The organism is Stenotrophomonas sp. STEN009, from assembly GCF_056760395.1.
Map to the genome: position 1 here is coordinate 1 of NZ_JBRRES010000018.1, position 23,668 is coordinate 23,668.

The window sequence follows — 23,668 nt, forward strand, 5'->3', positions numbered from 1 at the left end:
GGGGGTTTTTTTTTTTTTTCGGGGCTCCTGCGCCGGGGGGCCGTTCTCCGCCCGTGGGGGTGGGTTCCTGTCCGTCCGCCGCGGGGGGCGCGCCCGGCTGGGCGGGGTTTCGGCCACCCCCACCCCGGTTCAGAACAACTGGCCCTGCAGCGTGGGCTGTTCCATGCCCGCTGGTTGTTCGGCCACCTCTTCTGCACCCAGCCGCCAGGCCAAGCCGCCGATTCGACTGGCATGGCGCTTGAGCGCGGCCTGCAGCACGTCGGCACTGGCCGCCACATGCAGGACCTGGCGGGCACGGGTCAGCCCGGTGTAGATCAGCTCGCGCGACAGCACGCGACTGTCCTGCCGTGGCAGTTGCAGCCAGACCTCATCGAACTCCGAGCCCTGTGCCTTGTGCACGGTCATTGCGAACGCGCTCTCGTGCGCCGGCAATGCGGCCGGATGGAAGGCGCGCGGCTGATCGGCGGTGTCGCCGGGGAACCACGCCACCATCGCGCCCGTGCTGTCGCGCAGGCAGATGCCGACATCGCCGTTGAACAAGCGATGCCGATAGCTGTTCTCGGTTGCCAGCAGCAGGCGCCCCTGGAAGTAGCCCGGGGTGGTGCCGGCCAGCAGCTGTTCGATCCGCTCGTTGAGGCCACGGGCTCCCTGCGGCCCTTCACGCAGCGCGGTCAGCACGCGCAGGCGGCCGGCCTGCTGCAGTGCCAGGACCGGGTCCCGGATATCGGCCAATGCACGCCAGCGGCCCAGCAGATGCTCACGCTGGTCACGCAGCGGATCCGGCTCCCCTTCGTGGAAGCGGACTCCCGACAGTTCGCCACTGCGCAACAGTCGCAGCGTGGTGACGCTGTCGCCATCGCGGACGGCACGCGCCAACGGTGCCAGATCCAATGCGTCGCTCTGCCGGTAACCGCGCTGCAGCTGCACCCGCCTACCGGTGAATGCATGGACCGGCGCCGGCGGCTGCAATGCCGGTGCCGCCAACACCCCCTGCAACGCCAGTGCATCATCGACGCGCGTGCCCATGCCATCACCGCTGGCTCGCAGGATCGCGCCCAGCACGTCGCCGGCTTCGACCGAGGGCAGCTGGTCAGGATCGCCGAGCAGGATCAGGCGGGTGCCGCTGGCGATGGCATCGACCAGCTTGGCCATCATCGGCAGATCGATCATCGACGCTTCGTCGATCACCACCACATCCAGCGGCAGCGGATTATCGGCGTGGTGGCGGAAACGGGGCGAGTCGGGAATGACGCCCAGCAGGCGATGCAGCGTGGTACCGGTGGTAGGCAATGCGGCGCACAGCGCCGGGTCCAGGCCCTCCTCCTGCAACCGCTGCACGGCCAGACGCAGGCTTTCGGCCATCCGCTCGGCGGCGCGGCCGGTCGGTGCGGCCAAGGCCACCTTCGGCGGTGGCTGGCCGGTATGCGCTGCCTGCGCAGCCAGCAACAGCAGCAGGCGCGCGATGGTGGTGGTCTTGCCGGTGCCGGGTCCTCCGGTCACCAGCGCCAAGGGATGACGCAGGGTCACGCCTGCCGCGCGCGCCTGATGATCCTCGGCATCCCGGGCCTGCGGGAACAACCGTGCGAACAGCGGCGCCAACGCGGGCAGATCTGGCGCCGGCAGCGGATGGCCGCCGATGCGCTGCAGGCCTGCCGCCAGCTGCCGCTCGTACTCGCGATAGCGGCGCAGGTACAGCAGGCCATTCTCCATCACCAGCGGGGCGTCATCTGCGACAGCATCGGCGCGCCCGGGGGTCGCGACCCAGGGCGAGGCGCGCAGCTGCTCGATCCAGGATTGCGGCGCCGGCCAGGCGGATACGCCTTCCAGCAGCCGTTGCGGCTGCGCCGGATCGAAACCGGCATGCCCCAGCGATACCGCCAGCGAGGCCAGGGCCGCCGCCAGGGCCACGTCCTCCGGGGTGTCCGTGCGCAGGCGCTGCAGGCCGGTGGCCAAGGCGTGGTCGATCGTCCGCAGCTGGCCATTGCGGTACAGATCCCTGAGCAGGCTCATGCGCTGGCTCCAAGCGCGCGTGCCGCCAGCTCGGCCTGGGCCTGCCTGCCTCCGGCGAACAACGCATCGAGCGCGTCCACCAGTTCAAGCGGGAAACGATCGGTGTAGACACCATTGCCAGTGCCATCCAGGCCGCGGCAGAACAGATAGCGGATGCCGCCCATGTCGCGTTCGTAGCGGTAGGCCGCCCCCAGCCGGAAGCGCAGCCAGCGATGCAGCGCGACGGTATAGATCAGGGCCTGCAGGTCGTACTCGCTGTGGCGCATGGCGATGGCCAGCAGGTCGGGGCTGTAGCCCGGCAGCCGGTTGGATTTGTAGTCGAGCACGTACCAGCGGCCATCGCGCACGTAGGTGAGGTCGATCATGCCGGTCATCAGCCCTTCCAGCCGGCGGCGCTGGCCGAAGCCCCGGCGCGCGCTGGCGATGCCATGGGCATGCAGTACATCCAGCAGCGCCGGCACAGCGGTCGGCTCGATGGCGAAGTGGAAGTCGATCTCGGCACGACGATCCTGCGCGGGCACGCTGTACAGCGCGCCGCCCTCCGGCAGCTCCGCGATGAGGGTCTGGCCGACCAGTGGCACCAGCACCGCGATGCCGTCATCCAGGTCCGCATCTGCATAGCCCTCTTCGCGCAATGCCTTGCGCAGCACGGCGGCCTGGCCTTCCGGCGCTTCCTGGCCAGGCTGCCAGGCGCCCCATGCGGCGAAGTCGACGTTCTCCATCGCTTCGTGCAGCACGTTGCCGAAGCGGCTGCCCATGAAACGCGGGTCGACCGGCGCGGCCTCTTCGGTCGCGGCAGGATCCGGCAGCGCGGGCTCCAGGGGCAGCTCCGCGCCAACCGGTTCGTCGGCCGCCGGCGCCGGAAGTTCGGTGGCGGCCGCCTCGATGTCACTGCCACTGCCGGCATCGGCATGGGCCAGCTGGGTGAAGCTGTATACCCACCAGTCGTGGGGCACGCGACGCGCCTGCGTGCGCACTGCCGGAAGTTCGCCGTCCATTTCCACCGCCAGCTGCGGCAGCTGCGCCACCGGCTCGCTGTCGTCGACCTGCACATCGGCGCACCCGCGCAGGGCCTGCAGGTCGCCCAGCAATGGCGCCAGTGCGGTCCTGGCAAGACCGGCGAGGTCACCGATGGCGATCCACAGCGCGTGCTCGGCTCGGGTCATGCCGACGTACAGCAGGCGCGCGTCCTCTGCCTGCTGTTCGTGCCGCGCCTGGCGGCTGACGGCGTCCCACACCTCGTCCCTGTCGAGCTTCCAGTGCAGCTGGCGCTCGCCGTCCAGATGCACGGTGCAGTGTGCAGCGCTGTTGTTCGCGCCGCGCTCGATGCCCACGAACGGCAGGAACACCAAGGGGTATTCCAGGCCCTTGCTCTTGTGCAGGGTGATGATCTGCACACGGCGCGCGTCCGATTCCAGGCGCAGCAGCTGCTGCTCATCGTCCTGGTCGGCGCTGGCCATCCGGCCCTGCAGCCAGTCCAGCAGGCCATGCATGCCCAGCGCCTGTGCCGACGCCTCCTGCAGCAGCTCACCGAGCTGGAGGTAATTGGTCAGCCGGCGCTCGCCATCGATCAGCGCCAGCAGGCGTTCGCCCTGTGCGGCGCAGACGTCGGCGATCACCGCGAACGGGCCGCCGCGCTGCCATCGTTCGCGCCAGTGCAGCAGCTGCGCCTGGAATCCCCGCTGCAGGTCGCCTTCGCGTTCCATCGCTGCGATCGCACTGGCAGGCTGGCCGAGCAGCACGGTGGCCAGCGCGGTACGCAGGCGGCCTTCGTCGGCCGGTTGCAGCAGGGCCAGCAGCAGCGCGCGCAGGTCGCGGGCTTCGCTGGTGGCGAACAGGCTCTGCCTGCCGGCTGCCACCGCGGGAACTCCAACAGCCGCCAGCGCACGCTGTACAAGCGTGGCCTCGCGATGCGAACGCACCAGCACGGCGATGTCAGCCGGCTGCACCGGGCGACCACGCAGCAGGGCCCTGCCGGCGCGCGCGTCCACCAGCACCTGGTGAATGGCGGCCACACACGCCCGCGTCGCTGCCTCGCGGGAGGCATCGGAAGCCAGCGGCCTGTCACCGCCGCTGCGCAGCACGCGCAGGGTCAGGGCTGCGGCGGCATGGCCATCACGCTGGTAATCCGCATCTACACGTACGCCGCCCGGCCGCACCGGCTCGAAGCGGATGTCACGCTCGAGGAAGGCGTCCTCACCGCCGTTGTCGTACAGCATCTGCAGCACGCGCAGCAGCGCAGGCCGCGAGCGGAAATTCTGGTCCAGTGCCGGCGCAGGCTGCGCAACCTGCCTGGCCTTGAGGTAGGTATGGATGTCGCCGCCGCGGAAGCCATAGATCGCCTGCTTCGGATCGCCGATCAGGAACAGCGCTGGCGCCAGTCCCAGTTCGCGCACCTCCGGCGAATCGCCGAACAGGGTGTGGAAGATGCCCCATTGACGGTCATCGGTATCCTGGAATTCATCGACCAGGGCAATGCGGTACTGCGCGCGCAGCCGTTGCACCAGCGTCAGCCGTTGCGGCCCCTGCAGGGCAAGCGCCACGCCGTCGATCAGGTCATCGTAGGTCTGCACCCGTCGCGTCTGTTTCAACAGGGCCAGTCGCTGCGCGGCTTCGGCGCGCAGGGCGTGCAGGAAGCGGATCGCGCGCTGGCGAAGCCACGACATGACCACGTCGGCGGCATCCCACCAGGCCTGCAATGCGTCGAAGAGGGGGGCATCCGGGCATGCGCCCTGCTGATCGTCCCGGCAGAGCGCCTGCATCGAAGTGGGCAGCAGCTTCTCCAGATGGAGTTTTCCATCGCGTGACCAGTCCGCGCCGGCCTGCCCGGCGACCAGGGTGGAGAATGCCTTGTCGAAGCTCGGCCGCTTGGCACGACGTCCATCGAAGACCTTCTTCTCGAACGCCGTGGCGATCTGCCCACGGGCCGCATCAAGACCGGAGTCGATGGCGGACGCGAGGACCTGCGCGGCCTGCAGCATCCGCGGCCGCGGATCGTCCGGCAGCGTCGGCAATGGCAATGGATGCAGCGGCGGTGCGGCCAGCAGCGCGCGCAGGTCGCCTGCCAGTGCGTCCGGGCTCGACCACAACAAGGTCAGCGGCTCCAGTGTGGCCGGATCGTTGGCGTGCACGCGCCACAGGTCAGCCGCCAGTTCCTCCATCAGCTCGCGGTCGCTGGTCAGCAGCTCCGGAGGATCGAAGGTGTGGCCGCTCTCCAGTGCGTGCTCGCGCAGCACGCGGGTGCAGAAGCCGTGGATGGTGAAGATCGCGGCCAGATCGATTTCGTCGGCAGCGACCTGCAGGCGACGCTTCAGCGCCGCCGCGCTCTCATTGCCGGCATCGAGATGGCGCCGCAGGATCTGCCGGGTCAACCGCATGTCGGGTGCCTCGCCGTCGCCCGGAGGCAGGTCGACCATCCGCGCGGCCAGCGCCAGTCGCTCACGGATGCGCTTGCGCAGTTCCTGGGTAGCGGCATCGGTGAAGGTCACCGCCAGGATCTGGCCGATACGCAGGCCCTGCTCGACCACGAGCCGGGTGAACAGCGTGGCCAGGGTGAAGGTCTTGCCGGTGCCGGCACTGGCTTCGATCAGGCGGACGCCATCCAGGGGCAGTGCGAGATACGGGTCGATACCGGGATGTTCGATGGGGCTGCCTGCCACGGTAGCGTTCATCCGGTGACCTCTGTATGTGAACCGGCGCCGGGCACGCGGCCTTCGCGCAGCGCGCCGAACACCACCTGGCTGTTGTGCAGCAGCTCGGCATACCGGGCATCGTCCGCGAAGGGATCGGCACCGCGCATCAGCAACTGCCAGGCGTCACTGCGGGATTCGCCCCAGCTGCGGTCGCTGCCATGCCACTGCTTCCAGCCCTCGCTGCGCTGTTTCTCGCCGCTGGTCGTGTACAGCACCCAGCCGGTGTAGGGAGCGAACCACAACGGCTCACGCAGGCCACGCCGGCGCAGCTGCAGCAGCGCGCGCAGGGCGGCCCGCGCCGCGGGCACGGACAGTGCCGGCAGGACGTGCGGACCCTGACCGGCGTCACCACCGTCGTGGAACTGGACCAGCGGCAACGCGTCGCCTGCCGCATTGGCCAGCAGCCAGTCCAGCCCCTGGCGGATCACCGCGTTGCCGTTGAGCGTGCCCGCGCGCAGCCGCACCAGACCACCGGGATGGCGATCGGCAACCCGGCCGTGCAGGCGCACGCCGTCGATCTGGACCTCATAGCGGCGGCTTTCCGGCTGTACGCCCTGCATCCAACCCAGCATTGCGTCGGCATAGGGGCGGGTCTTCGATTGTTCCACCTCGAACTGCCGCTCGCCCAGCGCGCCGGATGGCACCAGCGCGCGTGCGCGCAGCCTCGGGTAGAGCGGGTCGTCATCGCCGGTGAGGGTGGCACGCACCACCGCGGCCTGCACACTGCGCGTGTCCGGCCCTCGCGCGGACAGCACCAGCGGCTCCAGATCGACGACGTCCTCGACCTCATCGGCCAGTCGAAGGCCCAGAGACTGCGACAGGAACTGCCCAGCCGGATCGCACAGAAAACGGCGCAGGCTTTCCAGAGACAGCTCCTCTTCCACCGCAGCTTCGACCGGCGGCGGCAGCGCCGCCGCGTCGAACCACGGCGACAGCCCGCCACGCTGCCCGGCCAGGCGACCGGCTGCCGGATGCCATTGCCGGCGGTAGCTGAAGCGACGCGGGTCGCCATCGCCGAACGCGGCGGGGGAGAACGGCTGCAGCGCGTGGCGGACCGTGAATGCCGCGGCGGCGGCGGCTGGATCGAGGTGGTAGGCCGCCACGGCGTCGATCAGCTCGCTGACCAGCACCGACGGTTCCCGCACGCTGCCATCGCGCGGATCGGCGCCGAGATAACTGAGGTAGAACACGTCCTGTGCGGCGGCGAACAGCTGCAGGAACAGGAAGCGATCGTCCTCGCGGGTGGAACGGTCGCCCGGGCGGCGTCGGGGCGTGTCCAGTTCGGCGGTGAGCTGGTTCAGCCCGGCCGCCGGATCGCGACGCGGGAAATCGCCATCATTGAGGCCGAGTACGCAGATCACCCGGAACGGCAGCAATCGCATCGGCACCATGCGGCCGAAGCTGATGCCGCCGGTCAGCAGCGGCGCACGCGTGTCGGCTTCGGCCAGTGCGGAGCCGAAATGCGCACGTATCACTTCAGGAGGCACCCCGTCGCTGAAGCCGGCCTTGTCCGCGTCTTCGGCGAACTGGTTGAGCAGTTTGCGCAGCCGCTCCAGCGCGCGCTGGCTGTTGGGTGAGCCGGGCGGGGTCGGCAGCAGCGCATCCAGCAGCGACAGCAGGCGCTGCCGCCACTGCGCCGGAGTCAACGTCTCGCCAAGACGGCGCTGGTAGGCGGCCAGTACCCGCAGCAGGCGCAGCAGGCGGTCCAGCGCATCCAGCGCGCCACCTTCCAGCCCGGTCCACGGCGCGACGCCGGCCAGGTCGGCATCGCTGCCGGTGGCATGGCCCAGCAGCAGGCGATCCAGCGCGAACTGCCAGGTGTAGGCATCATCCGGCGGCGCGCCGTGCCGGGCGCGATGGTCCGCATCCAGCCCCCAGCGTGCGCCCGCCTGCTGCAGCCAGCCATGCAGGCGGTCGAAGTCGGTCGCGTCCAATCCGGCTGCCTCGGCCAGGGGCGCGCTGGCCAGCAGATCCAGCATTTCATTCAGGCCAAACCGCGAGACCGGCAGGCCAATCAGGTGCACGAACACATCGGCCAGCGGTTCGCCCGCCAGCGGACTGCTGTCGGCCAACGCGTAGGGAATGTGGTCGTCCTCGCCACCGCGGCCACCGAACACGGCCTCCAGGTAGGGCACGTAGGGATCGATGTCCGGCGCCAGCACGGCGATCTCGCGGGCCTGCAGCGGCGGGTCGAAGCGGTCATCCTCAAGCAGGCCACGCAGCTGGTCGTGCAGGACCTGCAGTTCGCGCAGGCGGGTGTGGCAGGCGTGCACCTGCAGGCTGGGATCATCGCCGGCCAGGCCATCACGCAGTTCGCCGGACGGCAGCGCCCGACGGTGGAACAGATCGCGCTGCAGGCGGTGCAGCAGGCTGTCGGACAGGCCGCCGTCGGCCATCGTCGGCCGCACGTCGTCTTCCGGGTCGATGTAGGCGGCGATCTCACCGGCCGGGTGTACCACTTCATAGCTGCCCAGCACCGCCATGAAGTCGCGGCCGGCTGCGCCCCAGGCTTCCAGCAGGCGGTTTTCTCCCGCCGCTTCGCCGAAGGGATCGGGAGCGCCGCTGCGCAGCCGCTCGGCCAGGGTCTGCAGGTCGCCCCAGTACGACTGCACCGGGGTGGGCAGGTAGAAATGCAGTTCGCCCACCCGCGCCTGGGTCGCCATGACCCGCAGCACGTCCGGGGAGATGTTGAGCGTCGCGAATGCGGACATGCGCGGCGGCAACCCCTGCGGCAATGGCTGGCCGGCACCCTCGAAGCGGTCCAGGTAGGTCTGGATGCGGCGCGCGCGGTAGCCATGCCCACCGGCAACGGCGCGCCACAGGATCGCCTGGGGATCGGCCGGGTCGGCCCCGGCCTCCCAGCGCAGCAGCCAGTCGCGCCGCCAGGCCTGGTATTTCTCGAACACCGACGCCAGCTCGCCGGCCAGGGCCCAGGGTTTCAGCCCATCGCTGCCGGCCAGATAGGACTGCAGCGCGCGCATCGGTGGTTGCCCGAGCAGCGCCGGATCGCGCAGCGCCCGGTACAGCCGCCAGTGCAGGCCGGCAGCATCGAGATCGTCGGCTTCGCCATCGACGTTGGCGTTGAGCGCACGGGCGACGAACTCACCCGGGGTGAGGAATTCGAGGTTGGCGGCGACACCGTATTCGGCGGCCAATGTCGCCTGCAGCCAGCGCCGCATCGCTACCTGCGGGATCAGCACCACGTCCGGTGCGAGCAGCGGCTGCCCTGGCATCGGCGCACGGACGTTGCGTGCCAGCAGCGCGGCCAGCACATCCAGCGAGTTGGAATGGTAGAGGCGGAAGTCGCTGCCCGGGTCACTCATCATGCACAGTGTGCAGCACGGCTGGCAGTATTCAATGGTCAAACCTGTCACCGGCACGGATTGTTCCGGGTCGCCCGGCGATTGTCCCGACCTGCCCGGGGCCCTGCCGTGCCACAATACTGCACCGTCCAGTCTGCTTATGTTCAGCCGGCTGACCCGATCCTTCGATGTCGAAAAAATGTTAATGGTGCCCATGTCGGCTTCCACCTCCAGTCTGGTGCAGTTGTCCAACGTCCGCATCGACCGGAGCGGACGCACGATCCTGCGCGACGTTTCCCTGCAGGTGCCGAAGGGCAGCATCACCGCCGTGCTCGGTCCCTCCGGCAGCGGCAAGTCGACCCTGCTGGCCGCGCTGACCGGCGAACTGCGCCCGGCGGCCGGCGATATCACCCTGTTCGGCAAGCCGATCCCGCACCGCAGCGCCGAGCTGCTGGAGATGCGCAAGAGCGTCGGCGTCCTGCTGCAGGGCAATGGCCTGCTGACCGACCTCACCGTGGCCGAGAACGTCGCCCTGCCGCTGCGCACCCACACCCGCCTGCCGGCGGCGGTGCTGCGCCGGCTGGTGCAGATGAAGCTGCACGCGGTGGGATTGCTGGCCGCGGCCGATGCCTGGCCGCGCGAGCTGTCCGGCGGCATGGCGCGCCGCGTAGCGCTGGCCCGTGCGCTGGCGCTGGATCCACCGCTGATGATCTATGACGAGCCGCTGACCGGGCTGGACCCGATCGCGTCCGGGGTGATCATGAGCCTGATCCAGCGTCTCAACCACAGTCTGGGACTGACCAGCATCATCGTCAGCCACCACGTGCACGAGACGCTGCCGATCTGCGACCAGGTGATCGCCATCGCCAATGGCGGCATCGTCTTCCAGGGCACGCCCGACGCGCTGCAGTCCAGCCAGGACCCGTTGCTGCGTCAGTTCCTGCACGGCCAGCCCGATGGCCCCATCCCGTTCGACGCCGAGCCGCGCGCGAGGGTCGCCTGATGCCCTTCATCCAAGCCACCCGCTCGCTGGGCCGCGCCGGCCTGTTCTCGCTGACCGTGCTGCGCGGTTCGCTGCCGACCCGTGATTTCCTGAGCGAACTGACCCGCGAGATCTACAAGATCGGCGCGCGCTCGCTGCCGATCATCGCTGTCGGCGGCGCCTTCGTCGGTCTGGTGTTGACCCTGCAGGGCTACCGCACGCTGACCACCTTCGGCGCGGCCGATGCCCTGTCGACCCTGCTCGGCTTGTCGCTCTACCGTGAACTGGCCCCGGTGCTGACCGCGCTGCTGTTCATCGGCCGTGCCGGCAGCTCGATCGCCGCCGAACTGGGCCTGATGCGCGCCACCGACCAGATCAAGGCACTGGAGCTGATGGCGATCGACCCGGTGGCCAAGGCCGTGGCGCCGCGCTTCTGGGCAGCCGTGCTGACCGTGCCGCTGCTGACCGGCATCTTCTGTTCGCTGGCGATCAGCGCCAGCTACTTCGAAGCGGTGCACGTGCTCGGCCTGGACAATGGCGTGTTCTGGTCGGCGCTGCGCAACAGTGTCGACTTCTGGGACGATTTCGGCGTGGCGATGCTGAAGTCGGCGATCTTCGGCGGCACTGCAGCCCTGGTCGCCGCCTATGTCGGTTTCCACGCCGAGCCGACCATCGAAGGCACTTCGGTGGCCACCACCCGTGCGGTGGTCAATGCCTCCCTGCTGGTGCTGATGTTCAACTTCGTGCTGTCGGCAATGCTGTTCACCTAACCCTTCCATCGGCGGTGCGCGGTGCGCGCGGCCACAACGACTCGATCAGGTACTCCCCATGGCCATCCGCGGTCCCAGACTCGAATTCTCCGTCGGCGCATTCCTGCTGCTGGCCCTGGCGTCGCTGCTGGTGCTGGCCGTGGCTTCCACCAACCAGCGCTGGAGCTGGGGCGGTGACGGCTACGAGCTGAAGGCGCGCTTCTCCCAGGTCGGCCAGCTGCGCAAGCAGGCGCCGGTCAAGATCGGCGGCGTTACCGTCGGCCAGGTTGCCGCGATCGACCTGGACCCGGTCAAGTTCGAATCCATCGTGACCCTGCGCATGGACAGCAAGGTCAAGGACCTGCCGGCGGATACCTCGGCCGGCATCTTCACCAGTGGTTTGCTGGGCGAGAGCTATATCGGTCTTCAGCCCGGTGGTGATCCGGAAGTGCTCAAGCCCGGTGAGGAGATCGTCTTCACCCAGCCGGCAGTGGACCTGATCCAGCTGGTCGGCAAGTACATGTTCAGTGGCGGCGCCGGCGGCGGCGCAGACCCGAAGCCCAACGATGGCGCACAGGCGCCTGCAAAGGAACCGCAACCATGAAGATGAAACTGATCCCGGCCCTGCTCGCGTCCTCGCTGCTGCTGGCGACCCCGTTGCTCGCCCAGGCGCAGGCCGCGGCCCCCGCGGCCCCCGCTGCCGCCGCTCCGCAGGCCCAGGCCGGCAAAGTGGTGATCGATGCCAGCAGCCGCATCCTGTCCACCCTGCAGCAGCGCAAGAGCGAGTTCAGCAGCAATCCGTCCAGCCTGCGCTCCTACATCGACAGCGAACTGAACCGCACCTTCGATCGCGACTACGCGGCGCGCCTGGTGCTGGGCACGCATGCACGCGGCGCGTCGGATGCGGACATCAAGCTGTTCGCCGATGCGATGGCCGACAGCCTGATGCAGCGCTACGGTTCGGCCCTGCTGAACATCCAGGGCAGGCCGAGCTTCCGCCTGAAGGGTGAAAGCCCGCTGCCCGGCAACCGCGGCGTGCGCGTGAGCACCGAGCTGGTGCGTGCGGGCAACGAACCGACGCCCGTCGAGTACTGGATGCGCAACGTGAACGGCCAGTGGAAGATCTTCGACGTCAACATCGAGGGCATCTCCTACGTGCAGACCTTCCGCAACCAGTTCGACAGTCCCCTGCGCCAGAAGGGCATCCGACAGGTGGCCAACGAACTGCACAGCGGCAGCATCCAGGCCGGACCGGCCGGCAATGGCAAGTAACGCGCTGGCACTGCTGGAAGGCGGCACCCTGCGCCTGCGCGGGGCGCTGGATCGTGCCGCAGTGATTGCCCTGTGGCCGCAGCTGCAGGCGTTGCCGGCGCAGCTGGCACGGCTGGAACTGGGCGAGGTCGAGCGCGTGGACAGCGCCGGCCTGGCCCTGCTGGCCGAACTGGCCGCGCGCGCGCGCAAGGCCGGCCACCCCCTGGTGATCTCCGGCATGCCCGCCGGCTACAACGAACTGAGCGCAGCCTACCGGCTGTCGCCCGACCTGGATTTCAACGCTACTTCTGCTGCGAGCTGACATGAACGTCGTACGCGCTCTCCCCCTGATCGTCCTGGCCGCCGCGCTCAGCGCCTGTGCCGGCAAGCCCGCGCGCAGCGATGCGCCGGTTGCCGATACGCTGGTTCCGGCCAGCCCGACCGCCGCCACCGATACCGCCACCGATGCCCCCGCACCGGCAGCGGAGCCCACCCCCGTGGCCAGCGGCGAAACGGCCACGGCCAATACGCCTCCGGCCACGGACGCGTCTGCTGGAACCAGTGCCTCGGCTGCCGCTGCGCAGCCCGGCGGCGACGATGATTTCGACGCGCTGTACGGCGCCGACGGTGCGGCCGGCAACGCGGTGGCCTACGACCCGTGGGAACCGTTCAACCGCAAGGTGCACCGGTTCAACGTGGCGGTCGACAATGCCGTCGCGCGACCGCTGGCGACGGCTTACACCCACGTGGTGCCACGCTTTGCCCGCACCGGTGTGAGCAACTTCTTCAGCAACCTGCGCTCGCCGGTAACGATCGTCAACCAGCTGCTGCAGGGCCGTCCGGATGATGCCTGGGACACGCTGGGTCGCTTCCTGATGAACTCGACGCTGGGTATCGGTGGCCTGTTCGATCCGGCCAGCAAGGCGATGGTCGCCAACCGCAAGGAAGACTTCGGCCAGACGCTGGGTGCATGGGGCTGGCGCCGCTCGCGCTACGTCGAGCTGCCGTTCTTCGGTCCCCGCACCGTGCGTGATGTGTTCGGCCTGGCCGGCGACATGCCGCTCTCGCCGATCCGCAACATCGAAGAGGACAAGGTCCGCATCGGCCTGCAGGGCCTGCAGCTGGTCGACAGCCGCGCGCAGCTGCTGGCGGTGGACGATCTGCGCAGTTCGGCGGTGGACGAGTACGCGCTGGTCCGTGATGCGTGGCTGCAGCGTCGCAACTACCAGATCGAGAACGATCTGCGTGGCAAGCGCAACCGCGGCCAGGACGATCCCAATTCGCCGATCCCGATCGATGCGATGCCGATGCCGCAGTGGGGCAACTGAGTCCTGCCGGCACCCGATGAAAAACCCCGCCTCGGCGGGGTTTTTCATTGCGGGCGATCAGGCGCCCAGTGCGGCGTCGACGGCCTCGCGCAGACGCGCATCATCGGCGGCCACATCCGGCGCGAAGCGGGCGATGACCGCGCCGTCGCGGCCCACCAGGAACTTCTCGAAGTTCCACAACACCGCCGGCGCCGGGTGGATCGGAATCTCCTTGCTGGACAGTCGCTCGCGCAGCGGGCCTTCGCCGATGGCCTGCGGCTGCGCGGCGATCAGCTGCTGGTAGAGCGGGTGCGTGTCATCGCCGGCCACGCTGATCTTGGCGAACATCGGGAAGGTGACATCGTAGGTCAGCTGGCAGAACTGCTGGATCTCCGCCTCGCTGCCCGGCTCCTGGCCAAGGAAATTGTTGGCCGGGAAACCGAGCACTTCCAGCCCCTGTGCCTGCTTCTGCGCATACAGCGCCTGCAGGCCCTCGTACTGCGGGGTCAGGCCGCACTTGGAGGCGACGTTGACCAGCAGCAGCACCTTGCCCTGGTAATCGGCAAGACTGGACGACTGGCCGTCGATGGTGGTGAGGGGAATGTCCTGGATCGGGGTGCTCACGCGGGGTGCTCCGGCAACAGCGGGGAATGGCCCATCAGCATAGCGCCACGTGGCTGCGCCGGAACGCCTCAATCCACGCAGAGCGTGCCCTGTGCCTTGCCGTCGTCGATGCGCTGCCGGCAGCCGAAGTTCTGGCTGACGTCGCGCTGGCAGGTGCCGGTCGCTGCCGTGCCGGCGGCGATGCCGTCGCTGGCCAGGCATTGGCCGGTGCAGTCACGCTTGCTGCTGCAGGTCTTTCCTGCGTCGGCGTATGGAATCACGCACTGCAGGCGCTGCAGGCGTCCCAGCGGCTGCAGGGTGCCGCCGGCGGCCTGGCAGTCCACATCCCGCGCATCCTGGTAGGCCTGCGTGGCCTCCGGGCCTGGCTGGGCATCACCGGCCTGCGTGGCAGGCGGTGTACTGCTGCATGCAGCAAGCACTGCGGCCAGGGCCGCACTGGCGGCAAGGTGGAAACGCATGGCGGTACCTGTTGGCGATGGACAGGCCGCCAGCATACGCATCGCCCCCGTCGGCAGGGTGTCTGCGTCGCTCAGCGGGCGTCGGTCCCGCCTTCACTTCCATCATCCTCGCCGCTGCCTTCCGCATCCCCTTCGCCCAGGTCGCCGAGCAGCGATTGCGCCTGCTCGGTGGCCAGCGATTCCACTCCGCGCAGCCTGCGCTCGATGGTGCGCGTCTTGCGGCTGGCGTCGCCGATGCTGCGGCCCACGGTGCTGATCTGCTTCTCGGCCTTCTCGAGGATGCCGGCGAACTTGCCGAATTCGCTCTTCACCGCCCCCAGCAGGCTCCACACCTCGCTGGACCGCTGCTCGATGGCCAGCGTGCGGAAACCCATCTGCAGGCTGTTGAGCAGAGCGGTGACCGTGGTCGGCCCGGCCACGACCACGCGGTGATCGCGCTGCAGGCCGTCGACCAGGCCCGGACGCCGGATCACTTCGGCATACAGGCCCTCGGTAGGCAGGAACATCACTGCGAAATCCGTGGTGTGCGGCGGCACGATGTACTTCTCGCAGATCGACTTGGCCTGCACCCGCACCGCGCGCTCAAGCTGGATGCCCTGCAGGCGCACGCCCTCGGCATCGCCCTGCTCCTGCGCATCGAGCAGGCGCTCATAGTCCTCACGCGGGAACTTGGAGTCGATCGGCAGCCATACCGGCGTGTCGTCGTTCCTGCGGCCCGGCAGGCGCACGGCGATGTCGACCATCTCGCCACTGTCTGGACGGACCTTGACGCCCCGCGCGTACTGCTCCTGGGTCAGGGTCTGCTCGAGAATGTTCTCCAGCTGCACTTCGCCCCAGCTGCCGCGGTTCTTGACGTTGGTCAGCACGCGCTTGAGGTCGCCGACGCCGGTGGCCAGCTGCTGCATCTCGCCCAGCCCGCGCTGTACCTGCTCCAGGCGTTCGGAGACCAGGGTGAACGACTGGCCCAGTCGTGTTTCCAGCGTCGACTGCAGCTTCTCATCGACGGTGTGGCGCATCTGCTCCAGCTTCTGGGCGTTGTCGTTCTGCAGCGCGCGCAGCTGTTCTTCCAGAGTGGCGCGCATCTCGGCGATGCGCTGTTCATTGCGCTGGGTCAGCTCCTGCAGCCGCAGGCCCAGGCTCTCGGTCAGACGCTGCTGGGACAGTGCACCCTCTTCGCGGCCCTTGCGTGCATCGTCCACCAGGGTCTGGCGCAGCGCGCCGAGCTGGGCATCGGTGCGGCCGGTGAGTTCCTGCAGCTGCTGGCCGAAGGCATGGATGCGCGCCTCCTGCTGCTGGCCGAAGCTCTCCAGCTGGCCTCGCAGTTCCTGCAGCCGCTGCGCCAGCAGGGCGCCGCTGCGCTGCTGGCTGTCGGCGGCTTCGGCGCGTGCCTTGCGTGCATCCTCGCCCAGCGCCTCGCGCAGCAGGTCCAGGCGCTGGTCGGTGCGGGTCGACAGGTCGGTCAGCGCCCGGGCAAAGCCATCCAACTGTTCGCGCAGTTCACTGCGGCCCGTCCGCGCCTCCTCGCGTACGGCCTGCTCCAGCCGATCATGCGGTGGGCGGCGCAGCAGGGCGACCAGCTGCAGGATGAGTACGACCAACAGGAGGCCGGCGATGAGCAGGGATTCGGTTTGCATGGCACCAGTGTAGGCTGGGCCAGTCTCAACTGCTGCGTCCCGCCCCGGTCATGCTCGCGCTGTTCGGAAAGCCCACGTCGATCAACGTACGCAAGGTGCTGTGGCTGTGCGCCGAGCTCAGGCTGGCCATCGAGCACGACCCGGCACCGTCGGCACGGCGGCTGGCCGGGCTGAATCCGAACCTGCAGGTGCCGGTGCTGCGCGACGGCGGCTTCGTGCTGTGGGAATCGAACAGCATCTGCCGTTACCTGGCCTCCCGCGCCGGACGCGCTGACCTGCTGCCGGCAGATGCGCAGGCGCGTGCGAAGGTCGAGCAATGGATGGACTGGCAGGCGACCGACCTCAACAGCGCTTGGCGCCACGTGTTCATGGCGCGCGTGCGGCAGCATCCTGACTATCCCGACGACGGCCGCGCCGAGACCGGCCTGGCCCGCTGGAATGAGCTCATGGGTCTGCTGGATGCCCAGCTGGCCGGCACGGGAGCGTATGTCACCGGCGACGACTTCACCCTGGCTGACATCGTGCTCGGCCTGTCCACCCAGCGCTGGCGCAGCACCCCCGGCACCAAGCCCGCGCTGCCCTGCCTTGACGCCTGGTTTGACCGCCTGCGGCCGCGACCCGGGTTCGCCGAACACGTCGACAACGGTGACCCCTGAGGCAGCGGCACGTACCGCGAGGCCTCCTGCAGGGCCGGGTCATGCTTTGCTCTGCAGGAGGCAGACAGGCCTCTACCAGCCCTCGAGAACGATCTTGCCCTTGGCGCGGTGACTCTCCAGCACGGCATGCGCGCGGCGCAGGCTCGCCGCTTCAATGCGGCCGAAATGCTCGCCCAGCGTGGTCTGCAGCACGCCGGCATCGACCAGGTCCGCGACGCGGTTCAACAGCACGTGCTGCTGCTGCATGTCCGGCGTCCGGTACAGCGGGCGGGTGAACATCGATTCCCAATGCAGCGACAGCGCCTTGCGCTTGAGGGCCATCACATCCAGCTGGCCAGGATCGTCGATCAGCCCCAACTGGCCCTGTGGCGCCAGCACCTCCACGATCTGCGCGAAATGCTGGTCGGTGTGGGTCAGGCTGGCGACATGCTCCACCTGCGCGATGCCCAGCCGTGCCAGCCCTTCGGCCAGTGGCTGGCTGTGGTCGATCACATGGTGCGCGCCCATCGCGTACACCCAGTCCTGCGTCTCCGGGCGCGAGGCGGTGCCGATCACGGTCAAGCGGGTCAGGCGACGCGCAAGCTGCACCAGGATCGAGCCGACGCCACCGGCCGCGCCGATCACCAGCAGGGTCTGGCCCTCGCCTGCGCCCTCGGCGATGCGCAGGCGATCAAACAGCAGCTCCCAGGCCGTGATCGCCGTCAGCGGCAGGGCTGCGGCGGCCGCATCATCGAGGCTGGCCGGCTTGCGGCCCACGCTGCGCTCGTCCACCAGCTGGTACTCGGCATTGCTGCCGGACCGGTCGATCACGCCTGCGTAGTAGACCGCATCGCCCGGCTGGAACAAGGTCACCTCACCGCCCACCGCATCGACGATGCCGACGGCATCCCAGCCGAGCACGCGCGGGCCATCGGTGGCCATGTTGCGGCGGACCTTGGTGTCGACCGGGTTCACCGCCACCGCGCGCACCGCCACCCGGAGGTCGCGCGGGCCCGGCTGGGGAAGCGGCAGGTCGATATCGATCAGGGCCTGTGCATCGTCGATCGGCAGGCCGGCATGGGAATAGGCAATGGCGCGCATGGCAGCGGTCCAGTGGGAAAGGAGGCCACAGCGTGCGCCGCGCACGGTCCGCCGGAAAGGCGCACAATCGGGCAGGACTTTCACTCCTGCAATGAAAATGATCCGCTTCGACGACCTGCAGCTGTTCGTCCGTACCGCCGCACTGGGCAGCTTCTCGCAGGCCGCGCGCGAGGCCGACCTGCTGCCCGGTCAGGTCGCCGCCGCCGTGGCCCGGCTCGAGCGCGAACTGGACCTGCGCCTGTTCGTGCGCACCACCCGCAGCCTGCGGCTGACCGCCGAAGGCGCGCTGTACCTGCCTTACGCGCAGGAGGTGCTGGCGACCCTGCGCGAAGGCCAGGCCCGGGTGCAGGGCGAGGATGCCGAGCTGCATGGCACGCTGCGGCTCTCTGCCCCGTCGGACTTCGGACGCAACCTGCTGCTGCCGTGGCTGACCCGGTTCCGTGCGATGCATCCGCGATTGCGGCTGCATCTTCGCCTGTCCGACGAAGTGGCTGATGTATTCCGCGATCCGGTCGATGTGGCGATCCGCATCGGGCACTTCGATGATGCCAGCTATGTCGCCCTGCCCCTGCTGGAAGGCAACCGGCGCGTGCTGGCGGCGTCGCCCGGCTATCTGCAGCGGCGCGGCACGCCGCAGCGGCTGGAGGATCTGCGCGAGCACGACTGCCTGGCCTACCAGCTCGGTGGTCGCGCCTACGACCGCTGGGCCTTCGAGGTCGACGGCCGTCGCGTGGTGATCCCGGTACAGGGCCCGCTGGTGTGCGACGACGCCGATGTGGTGCGGCGCTGGGCGGTGGCCGGTGAGGGCATCACCTACAAGTCCTGGCTGGACCTGCGCGAGGACGTGCTCGCCGGGCGCCTGCAGCTGCTGCTTCGCGGTGTGGGCAGCCACATCCCACTGCAGCTGGTCTGCCCGCACCGCAAGCAGTTCTCGCCCGCGGTGCGGCAGTTGCATGCGCAACTGCGCCAGCACCTGCAACCGCTGATGTCGGGCATGCCCGAGGGCGGCGGCGGCCCCCTGTCGCAGCGCGCGGCACTGGCCGACAATACCGGCTCCCCGTAGCGAGAGAACACCGCCATGCCGTGGATGGGCATCCAGGACCTGTGGACGTTTCTGGTCGCCGTGCTGGTGTTCCTCGCCCTGCCCGGGCCTGGCACGTTCACCCTGTTGACCGCCACCGGCAGGGGCGGGGTGCGCGGTGGTTACACCGCACTGGCAGGCCTGCTGGTCGGCGACCAGATCCTGATGTGGCTGGCCCTGGCCGGCGTGGCGGCCCTGCTGAAGGCCAACCCGCTGGTCTTTCACGCCGTGCAGTACCTGGGCGCGGCCTATCTGGTGTGGGTGGGCATCAGCCTGCTGCGCACGCCCAGGCAGGAGGGCGGCGATGCCGGCCCGATCCGCATGCAGCCGGGCCGCTACTTCCAGCAGGCGATCCTGGTCAGCCTGCTCAATCCGAAGGCGATCCTGTTCTACATGGCCTTCCTGCCACTGTTCATCGACCCCAGGGCGCACCAGGGCATCGCCACCTTCGTCGCGCTGGCGGGGATCATCTTCGTGGTCAGCATCGCCTACTGCTCGCTGTTGATCTGGGTCGGCAACCTGGCGCGGCGCCGGTTGATCCAGCATCCGCGCGTCAGCGACGCGCTGCGACGCGTGGCCGGGGTGTTCCTGGTCGGCTTCGGCATCCGCCTGGGACTGAACGGCTGACCGGCACGGCGACGGCGGTCGGGCCCGTTCCGCAACCTTTGTGCTGATTCCGGCAGTGTCGTCGCGGTCATGCGCGCGCTGCGCCAGGCATGACCCCCGTCAGTGGTAATGCTGCGCTGCATTCGGTCACACTCGGAGACTTGTCGTTATCAGTCACCCCTTCCGAGGCCTGCATGTCCCTGCTCCGGCGCAAGTCCCTAGATTCCGTCACCGTCCATGAAGCCGGCAGGCGACTGGTCCCGACACTCAGCTGGCCGCACCTGATCGCGCTGGGCATCGGCGCCATCGTCGGTACCGGCATCTACACGCTGATCGGCGTCGGTGCCAATCTCGCCGGCCCGGCTGTCCTGATCTCCTTCGCCATCGCCGGTGCGGTCTGCGCCTGCGCGGCCCTGTCCTACGCCGAGCTGTCGACGATGATGCCGGCCGCCGGCAGTGCCTACACCTACAGCTACAGCGCGTTGGGCGAGGTGTTCGCCTGGGTGGTGGGCTGGAGCCTGATCCTGGAGTACTCGCTGGTGGTCAGCACGGTGGCCGTGGGCTGGTCGGGGTACTTCGTCGGCTTCCTGGAGTGGGTCCACACCCAGTTCGGCTGGGACGTGACCCTGCCGGCCGCGCTGGCCGCGGGTCCGCACGTGGAAGGCGGCATGATCAATCTGCCGGCGATCGTCATCACCTGGCTGGTGGCCCTGATGCTGATGGCCGGCACCAAGGAGAGCGCGACCCTCAACGCGATCCTGGTGGTGTTCAAGCTGATCGCGCTGGCCATCTTCGTGGCAGTGGCACTGCCGGCCTTCGACAGCAGCAACCTTCAGCCGTTCATGCCGTATGGCTTCGCCAAATCACTGGGTCCGGATGGTGTCGAGCGAGGCGTGATGGCGGCCGCCGCGATCATCTTCTTCGCCTTCTACGGTTTCGACGCGATCTCCACCGCTGCCGAGGAGACCAAGAACCCGGGCCGCGACCTGTCGATCGGCATCATCGGTTCGATGATCGGCTGCACCATCGTCTACGTGCTGGTGGCGCTGGCCGCCGTGGGTGCGATGAGCTACGCGGTGTTCGGCCACAGTGCTGAGCCGCTGGCGCTGATCATGCGCCAGCTCGGCCACCCGACCGCGGCGATGGTGATCGGTGTCATCGCGATCATCGCCCTGCCGACCGTGCTGCTGGCCTTCCTGTACGGGCAGAGCCGCATCTTCTTCGTCATGAGCCGCGATGGCCTGCTGCCGCGTGGCCTGTCCAAGGTCAGCGCGCGCACCGGTACGCCGGTGGCCACCACGCTGTTCACCGCGCTGGTGGTGTCGGCCCTGGCCGGCGTGGCACGCCTGGACGAGATCGCGGCATTGGCCAATGCCGGCACCCTGGCGGCGTTCACTGCGGTAGGCATCTGCCTGGTCGTGCTGCGCGTGCGTGAACCGAACCGCGAGCGAACCTTCCGCACTCCGCTGGCCTTCATCGTCGGGCCACTGGCTGCGCTGGGCTGCATCTACCTGTTCATCAGCCTGCCGCACACCACGCAGCTGTACTTCCTGCTGTGGAATGTCGCGGGCCTGGTGCTGTACTTCCTGTACAGCCGCCGCCGTGCGCTGATCGCGCGCTGATCCAGACCGCGCCGGGCACGGCCCGGCGCAGATCCGGCCCGGGCGGGGCGGTTACCCGCCCTGCCTGGCGGCGTAGTCCTGCGCCTGCCGCATCACCCGCAGCAGATTGCCGCCCCAGATGCCGGCGATCTGCTGTTCCGTGTATCCCTTGCGCAGCAGCCACGCGGTGATCTTCGGCAGCTGGCTGACATCGGGCAGGTCACTCAGGCCGCCGCCGCCGTCCCAGTCCAGGCCGATGCCCACGTGTTCGGGCCCGACCACCTGGAGGATGTGCTCGAAGTGGGCGAAGAAGTCCTCCAGGCTGGCGTGCCGGACGGGGTGTTCGTGGTCCAGTGCCTGTTCGGCCTTCAACAAGGCCACGCCCTGCTCGATGCCCATGCCTTCCCAGCCTCCCAGCTGCCGGCTGAGTGCTTCTTCGGCCTGTTTGCGCTCGGCCGTCTTGCCGGTGTCGATCAGATAGCCGCCATAGGCGTTGACCTGGATCACACCACCGGCCTTGGCCAGCTTCTTCAGCCGCGCGTCGTCGAGGTTGCGTGGATGGTCGTAGACCGCCTTGGCTGAACTGTGCGAGAGCACGAACGGCACCGGCATCATCGCCAGCAGATCGTCGAACACGGCATCGGAGGCATGCGACTGGTCGATGACGATGCCGAGCTTCACCGCCTCGCGCACCAGCGCCTTGCCGGCCGGGCTCAGGCCTTTCCACTCCGGTCCCTTCGGATCGGTCGCAGAATCAGCGAACTCGTTGTTGGCGAAATGCACCGTGCTCAGCAGGCGCAGGCCGGCACGGTGATAGAACGAAAGCAGGCTGGGGTCGGCCACCAGCGGGCTGGCGTTCTCCATGCTGATGTAGACCACGCGTTTGCCGGCGGCCTTGATCCGCGCCGCATCGTCAGCGGTCAGGGCCAGGGCGAACCGATCGCCGTTGGCCGCCACCATCTCGCGGATTTCCAGCAGGCGCTGCAGGCCGTGATCGCGCTCGGCCAGGTGGGCGGCGGCGCTGCGGTCGCCCTGGTCGGTGTAGATCGCCCAGAACCCGCCGTCCAGTGATCCCTCGACCATGCGCGGGTAGTCCACCTGTGACAGCGCATTGCGATCATGGCGCTGTTCGATATCGAAGCCGGTGCGGCCAAAGTTGGCCGGCGTATCCAGGTGGCTGTCGAGCGTCAGCAGGCGCTGCTGCAATGTCTTGGCACGCGCAAGCTCCTGCGCGCTGAACTCGATGGCATGGGCGTTCAGCGGCGCGCTCAGCGCCAGGGCAAGCAGCACGGACAGACGGCGCAACGACGGCATGGGGTTCCTACCGGCAATGGGAAGAACCCGACCATAGCGCTGCGGCCGGCCAATTTGTAGAGCCGAGCGCATGCTCGGCTGCCAGACAGATCAGCCGAGCGTGGGCTCGGCTCTACAGCGCCACGCGGTCAATCAACCACGCGGCAGAACACCGCCTTCAGGTAACGCGATTCCTGCACGTGGGCCATGAACGGATGATCCGCGCCGGCACCGGCAACCTTCAGGATCTGCAGGGTGCGGCCGGAGAAATAGGCCGCACGGCGCAGCATGTCCAGGAACTGGTCCTCGGCCACCAGGCCGGTGCAGGAGAAGGTGGCGAACAGGCCACCGGGCTTGACCACGCCCAGCGCCAGCTTGTTCATGTCCAGGTACTTCTTCAGCGCATTGATCACCTGGTCGCGGTCGCGGGTCATCTTGGCCGGATCCAGGATCACCACGTCGTACTGCTCACCGCGGTTGGCGGCATCGCGCAGCCACGGGAAGATGTCGGACTGGATGAACTTCGGGCGCACGTTGTTCAGGCGCGAATTGCCCTTGGCGATCTGGATGACGTCTTCATCGATGTCGATGCCGACCACGTCCGAGGCCCCGCGTGCCGCTGCATAGACCGCGAAGCCGCCGGTGTTGCAGCACAGGTCGAGTACGCTCTTGCCTTCCACCTGCTGGCTCAGCCATTGCCGGTTCTCGCGCTGGTCGGCGAAGAAGCCGGTCTTGTGCGCGCCGGCAGGATCGGCGCGGAACTTGATCCCGTACTCGGTGATCACCGACGCTTCGGTGGTGGTGTTGCCGTGGAAATCGAAGCTTTCCTGCTTCTGCACGTGTTCGTCGGCGAAGCTGTGGAAGCGGCAGCCGGGGAACTGCTCACGCAGCGCATCGTAGATCCACTCACGGTGGCGGAACATGCCGGCGGCAAAGAACTCGACCACCACCAGGTCGCCGTAGCGATCGACCACCAGGCCGGACAGGCCATCGCCCTCGCTGTGCACCACGCGCCAGGCGTCGGACACGGCGTCCAGCTTCAGCACGTCACGGCGCAGCGACACCGCCTGGGCGATCTTGCGCGAGAACCAGCCGGCATCCACCGGTACGTTCTGGTCAGTTTCAAGGATGCGCACGGCGATGCGCGAGTGCCCGTTGTAGAACCCGCGCCCGATGAATTCCCCGTCCACCCCGACCACGTCGACGAGGGAACCGGGCTTGGGCCGGACGGTCGGCTTCTCGACCAGTTTCTGGAAGATCCACGGGTGGCTGGAGCGCCACGCGTTCTTGAGGCGGACAACGGGAAGGGGGGTATTCATCCACCTATTGTAAACCGGCCGCC

General features: G+C 68.6%; 19 protein-coding genes. 10 read left to right on the forward strand and 9 right to left on the reverse strand.

Annotation, left to right across the window (positions count from 1 at the left end; translation table 11 throughout):
• Window positions 1–129: 129 nt before the first annotated feature.
• Genes recD through recC form a run of 3 tightly spaced genes read right to left on the reverse strand, consistent with a single transcriptional unit; the run spans window position 130 to window position 9,028 of the window.
• Window positions 130–2,010 carry an exodeoxyribonuclease V subunit alpha gene (gene recD / locus ACVOMM_RS10155; protein WP_481526183.1) on the reverse strand — a complete coding sequence of 627 codons (1,881 nt, stop codon included), beginning with the start codon at window positions 2,008–2,010 and terminating at the stop codon, window positions 130–132.
• Window positions 2,007–5,669, reverse strand: coding sequence for an exodeoxyribonuclease V subunit beta (gene recB, locus ACVOMM_RS10160; RefSeq protein WP_481526184.1), 3,663 nt, complete (start codon window positions 5,667–5,669; stop codon window positions 2,007–2,009). Before recB ends, recD begins: the two co-directional genes overlap by 4 nt.
• 8 nt (window positions 5,670–5,677) lie before the next feature.
• The gene (gene recC, locus ACVOMM_RS10165) at window positions 5,678–9,028 is read right to left on the reverse strand and encodes an exodeoxyribonuclease V subunit gamma (protein ID WP_346480052.1); all 3,351 of its coding nucleotides are present in this window, start codon (window positions 9,026–9,028) and stop codon (window positions 5,678–5,680) included.
• A gap of 190 nt (window positions 9,029–9,218) precedes the next feature.
• Between recC and ACVOMM_RS10170 the strand changes: the two genes are divergently transcribed.
• From ACVOMM_RS10170 to ACVOMM_RS10195, 6 genes are read left to right on the forward strand one after another with little or no spacing between them, the layout of a single operon-like run.
• Window positions 9,219–10,007, forward strand: coding sequence for an ABC transporter ATP-binding protein (locus ACVOMM_RS10170; RefSeq protein ID WP_065174056.1), 789 nt, complete (start codon window positions 9,219–9,221; stop codon window positions 10,005–10,007).
• Window positions 10,007–10,756, forward strand: a complete 750-nt coding sequence (locus tag ACVOMM_RS10175; RefSeq protein ID WP_053517248.1) for an MlaE family lipid ABC transporter permease subunit — start codon at window positions 10,007–10,009, stop codon at window positions 10,754–10,756. Before ACVOMM_RS10170 ends, ACVOMM_RS10175 begins: the two co-directional genes overlap by 1 nt.
• A gap of 58 nt (window positions 10,757–10,814) precedes the next feature.
• The gene (gene mlaD / locus ACVOMM_RS10180) at window positions 10,815–11,339 is read left to right on the forward strand and encodes an outer membrane lipid asymmetry maintenance protein MlaD (RefSeq protein ID WP_053517247.1); all 525 of its coding nucleotides are present in this window, start codon (window positions 10,815–10,817) and stop codon (window positions 11,337–11,339) included.
• The gene (locus ACVOMM_RS10185; protein ID WP_481526185.1) at window positions 11,336–12,007 is read left to right on the forward strand and encodes an MlaC/ttg2D family ABC transporter substrate-binding protein; all 672 of its coding nucleotides are present in this window, start codon (window positions 11,336–11,338) and stop codon (window positions 12,005–12,007) included. The genes mlaD and ACVOMM_RS10185 overlap by 4 nt, the downstream gene beginning before the upstream one ends.
• Window positions 11,997–12,308 (forward strand): STAS domain-containing protein, encoded by a 312-nt coding sequence (locus ACVOMM_RS10190; protein ID WP_053517244.1) that lies wholly within the window; start codon window positions 11,997–11,999, stop codon window positions 12,306–12,308. The genes ACVOMM_RS10185 and ACVOMM_RS10190 overlap by 11 nt, the downstream gene beginning before the upstream one ends.
• 1 nt (window position 12,309) lies before the next feature.
• Window positions 12,310–13,314 carry an MlaA family lipoprotein gene (locus ACVOMM_RS10195; protein WP_065174059.1) on the forward strand — a complete coding sequence of 335 codons (1,005 nt, stop codon included), beginning with the start codon at window positions 12,310–12,312 and terminating at the stop codon, window positions 13,312–13,314.
• Window positions 13,315–13,371: 57 nt separating this feature from the next.
• On the opposite strand, the gene ACVOMM_RS10200 is transcribed toward ACVOMM_RS10195, so the two are convergent.
• From ACVOMM_RS10200 to ACVOMM_RS10210, 3 genes are all read right to left on the reverse strand, one after another.
• On the reverse strand, window positions 13,372–13,917 hold the full coding sequence (locus tag ACVOMM_RS10200; RefSeq protein WP_053517241.1) for a glutathione peroxidase: 546 nt from the start codon (window positions 13,915–13,917) through the stop codon (window positions 13,372–13,374).
• Window positions 13,918–13,985: 68 nt separating this feature from the next.
• The gene (locus tag ACVOMM_RS10205; RefSeq protein WP_111187105.1) at window positions 13,986–14,375 is read right to left on the reverse strand and encodes a hypothetical protein; all 390 of its coding nucleotides are present in this window, start codon (window positions 14,373–14,375) and stop codon (window positions 13,986–13,988) included.
• 71 nt (window positions 14,376–14,446) lie between these two features.
• Complete coding sequence (locus ACVOMM_RS10210) at window positions 14,447–16,009, reverse strand: DNA recombination protein RmuC (protein WP_164151447.1); 1,563 nt, start codon at window positions 16,007–16,009, stop codon at window positions 14,447–14,449.
• Window positions 16,010–16,059: 50 nt separating this feature from the next.
• Between ACVOMM_RS10210 and ACVOMM_RS10215 the strand changes: the two genes are divergently transcribed.
• Window positions 16,060–16,665 (forward strand): glutathione S-transferase family protein, encoded by a 606-nt coding sequence (locus tag ACVOMM_RS10215; RefSeq protein WP_481526186.1) that lies wholly within the window; start codon window positions 16,060–16,062, stop codon window positions 16,663–16,665.
• Between the two features lie 72 nt (window positions 16,666–16,737).
• Here ACVOMM_RS10215 and ACVOMM_RS10220 read toward each other — a convergent pair whose 3' ends face one another.
• Window positions 16,738–17,745, reverse strand: coding sequence for a zinc-binding alcohol dehydrogenase family protein (locus ACVOMM_RS10220; RefSeq protein WP_111187102.1), 1,008 nt, complete (start codon window positions 17,743–17,745; stop codon window positions 16,738–16,740).
• Window positions 17,746–17,836: 91 nt separating this feature from the next.
• Between ACVOMM_RS10220 and ACVOMM_RS10225 the strand changes: the two genes are divergently transcribed.
• The 3 genes from ACVOMM_RS10225 (at window position 17,837) to ACVOMM_RS10235 (ending at window position 21,054) form a co-directional block, all read left to right on the forward strand.
• Window positions 17,837–18,808 carry a LysR substrate-binding domain-containing protein gene (locus ACVOMM_RS10225; RefSeq protein WP_481526187.1) on the forward strand — a complete coding sequence of 324 codons (972 nt, stop codon included), beginning with the start codon at window positions 17,837–17,839 and terminating at the stop codon, window positions 18,806–18,808.
• A gap of 15 nt (window positions 18,809–18,823) precedes the next feature.
• The gene (leuE, locus tag ACVOMM_RS10230; protein ID WP_053517234.1) at window positions 18,824–19,453 is read left to right on the forward strand and encodes a leucine efflux protein LeuE; all 630 of its coding nucleotides are present in this window, start codon (window positions 18,824–18,826) and stop codon (window positions 19,451–19,453) included.
• Between the two features lie 173 nt (window positions 19,454–19,626).
• A complete protein-coding gene (locus ACVOMM_RS10235; protein ID WP_481526188.1) occupies window positions 19,627–21,054 on the forward strand; it encodes an amino acid permease in 1,428 nt (475 codons plus the stop codon).
• Window positions 21,055–21,105: 51 nt separating this feature from the next.
• Here the strand turns inward: ACVOMM_RS10235 and ACVOMM_RS10240 are convergent, their stop codons facing one another.
• Window positions 21,106–22,347 carry a dipeptidase gene (locus ACVOMM_RS10240; RefSeq protein ID WP_340044145.1) on the reverse strand — a complete coding sequence of 414 codons (1,242 nt, stop codon included), beginning with the start codon at window positions 22,345–22,347 and terminating at the stop codon, window positions 21,106–21,108.
• A gap of 128 nt (window positions 22,348–22,475) precedes the next feature.
• A complete protein-coding gene (locus ACVOMM_RS10245; protein ID WP_481526189.1) occupies window positions 22,476–23,645 on the reverse strand; it encodes a class I SAM-dependent rRNA methyltransferase in 1,170 nt (389 codons plus the stop codon).
• Between the last annotated feature and the right edge of the window lie 23 nt (window positions 23,646–23,668).

What these genes read in the sequence shown, in the direction of transcription:
- ACVOMM_RS10210 (WP_164151447.1), bottom strand. Translation starts at nt 16,009, where the DNA reads ATGCAAACCGAATCCCTGCTCATCGCCGGCCTCCTGTTGGTCGTACTC.
- recC (WP_346480052.1), bottom strand. Translation starts at nt 9,028, where the DNA reads ATGATGAGTGACCCGGGCAGCGACTTCCGCCTCTACCATTCCAACTCG.
- ACVOMM_RS10220 (WP_111187102.1), bottom strand. Translation starts at nt 17,745, where the DNA reads ATGCGCGCCATTGCCTATTCCCATGCCGGCCTGCCGATCGACGATGCA.
- ACVOMM_RS10205 (WP_111187105.1), bottom strand. Translation starts at nt 14,375, where the DNA reads ATGCGTTTCCACCTTGCCGCCAGTGCGGCCCTGGCCGCAGTGCTTGCT.
- ACVOMM_RS10195 (WP_065174059.1), top strand. Translation starts at nt 12,310, where the DNA reads ATGAACGTCGTACGCGCTCTCCCCCTGATCGTCCTGGCCGCCGCGCTC.
- ACVOMM_RS10175 (WP_053517248.1), top strand. Translation starts at nt 10,007, where the DNA reads ATGCCCTTCATCCAAGCCACCCGCTCGCTGGGCCGCGCCGGCCTGTTC.
- ACVOMM_RS10170 (WP_065174056.1), top strand. Translation starts at nt 9,219, where the DNA reads ATGTCGGCTTCCACCTCCAGTCTGGTGCAGTTGTCCAACGTCCGCATC.
- ACVOMM_RS10225 (WP_481526187.1), top strand. Translation starts at nt 17,837, where the DNA reads ATGAAAATGATCCGCTTCGACGACCTGCAGCTGTTCGTCCGTACCGCC.
- ACVOMM_RS10240 (WP_340044145.1), bottom strand. Translation starts at nt 22,347, where the DNA reads ATGCCGTCGTTGCGCCGTCTGTCCGTGCTGCTTGCCCTGGCGCTGAGC.
- ACVOMM_RS10190 (WP_053517244.1), top strand. Translation starts at nt 11,997, where the DNA reads ATGGCAAGTAACGCGCTGGCACTGCTGGAAGGCGGCACCCTGCGCCTG.
- ACVOMM_RS10245 (WP_481526189.1), bottom strand. Translation starts at nt 23,645, where the DNA reads ATGAATACCCCCCTTCCCGTTGTCCGCCTCAAGAACGCGTGGCGCTCC.
- ACVOMM_RS10235 (WP_481526188.1), top strand. Translation starts at nt 19,627, where the DNA reads ATGTCCCTGCTCCGGCGCAAGTCCCTAGATTCCGTCACCGTCCATGAA.
- recD (WP_481526183.1), bottom strand. Translation starts at nt 2,010, where the DNA reads ATGAGCCTGCTCAGGGATCTGTACCGCAATGGCCAGCTGCGGACGATC.
- mlaD (WP_053517247.1), top strand. Translation starts at nt 10,815, where the DNA reads ATGGCCATCCGCGGTCCCAGACTCGAATTCTCCGTCGGCGCATTCCTG.
- ACVOMM_RS10185 (WP_481526185.1), top strand. Translation starts at nt 11,336, where the DNA reads ATGAAGATGAAACTGATCCCGGCCCTGCTCGCGTCCTCGCTGCTGCTG.
- leuE (WP_053517234.1), top strand. Translation starts at nt 18,824, where the DNA reads ATGCCGTGGATGGGCATCCAGGACCTGTGGACGTTTCTGGTCGCCGTG.
- ACVOMM_RS10215 (WP_481526186.1), top strand. Translation starts at nt 16,060, where the DNA reads ATGCTCGCGCTGTTCGGAAAGCCCACGTCGATCAACGTACGCAAGGTG.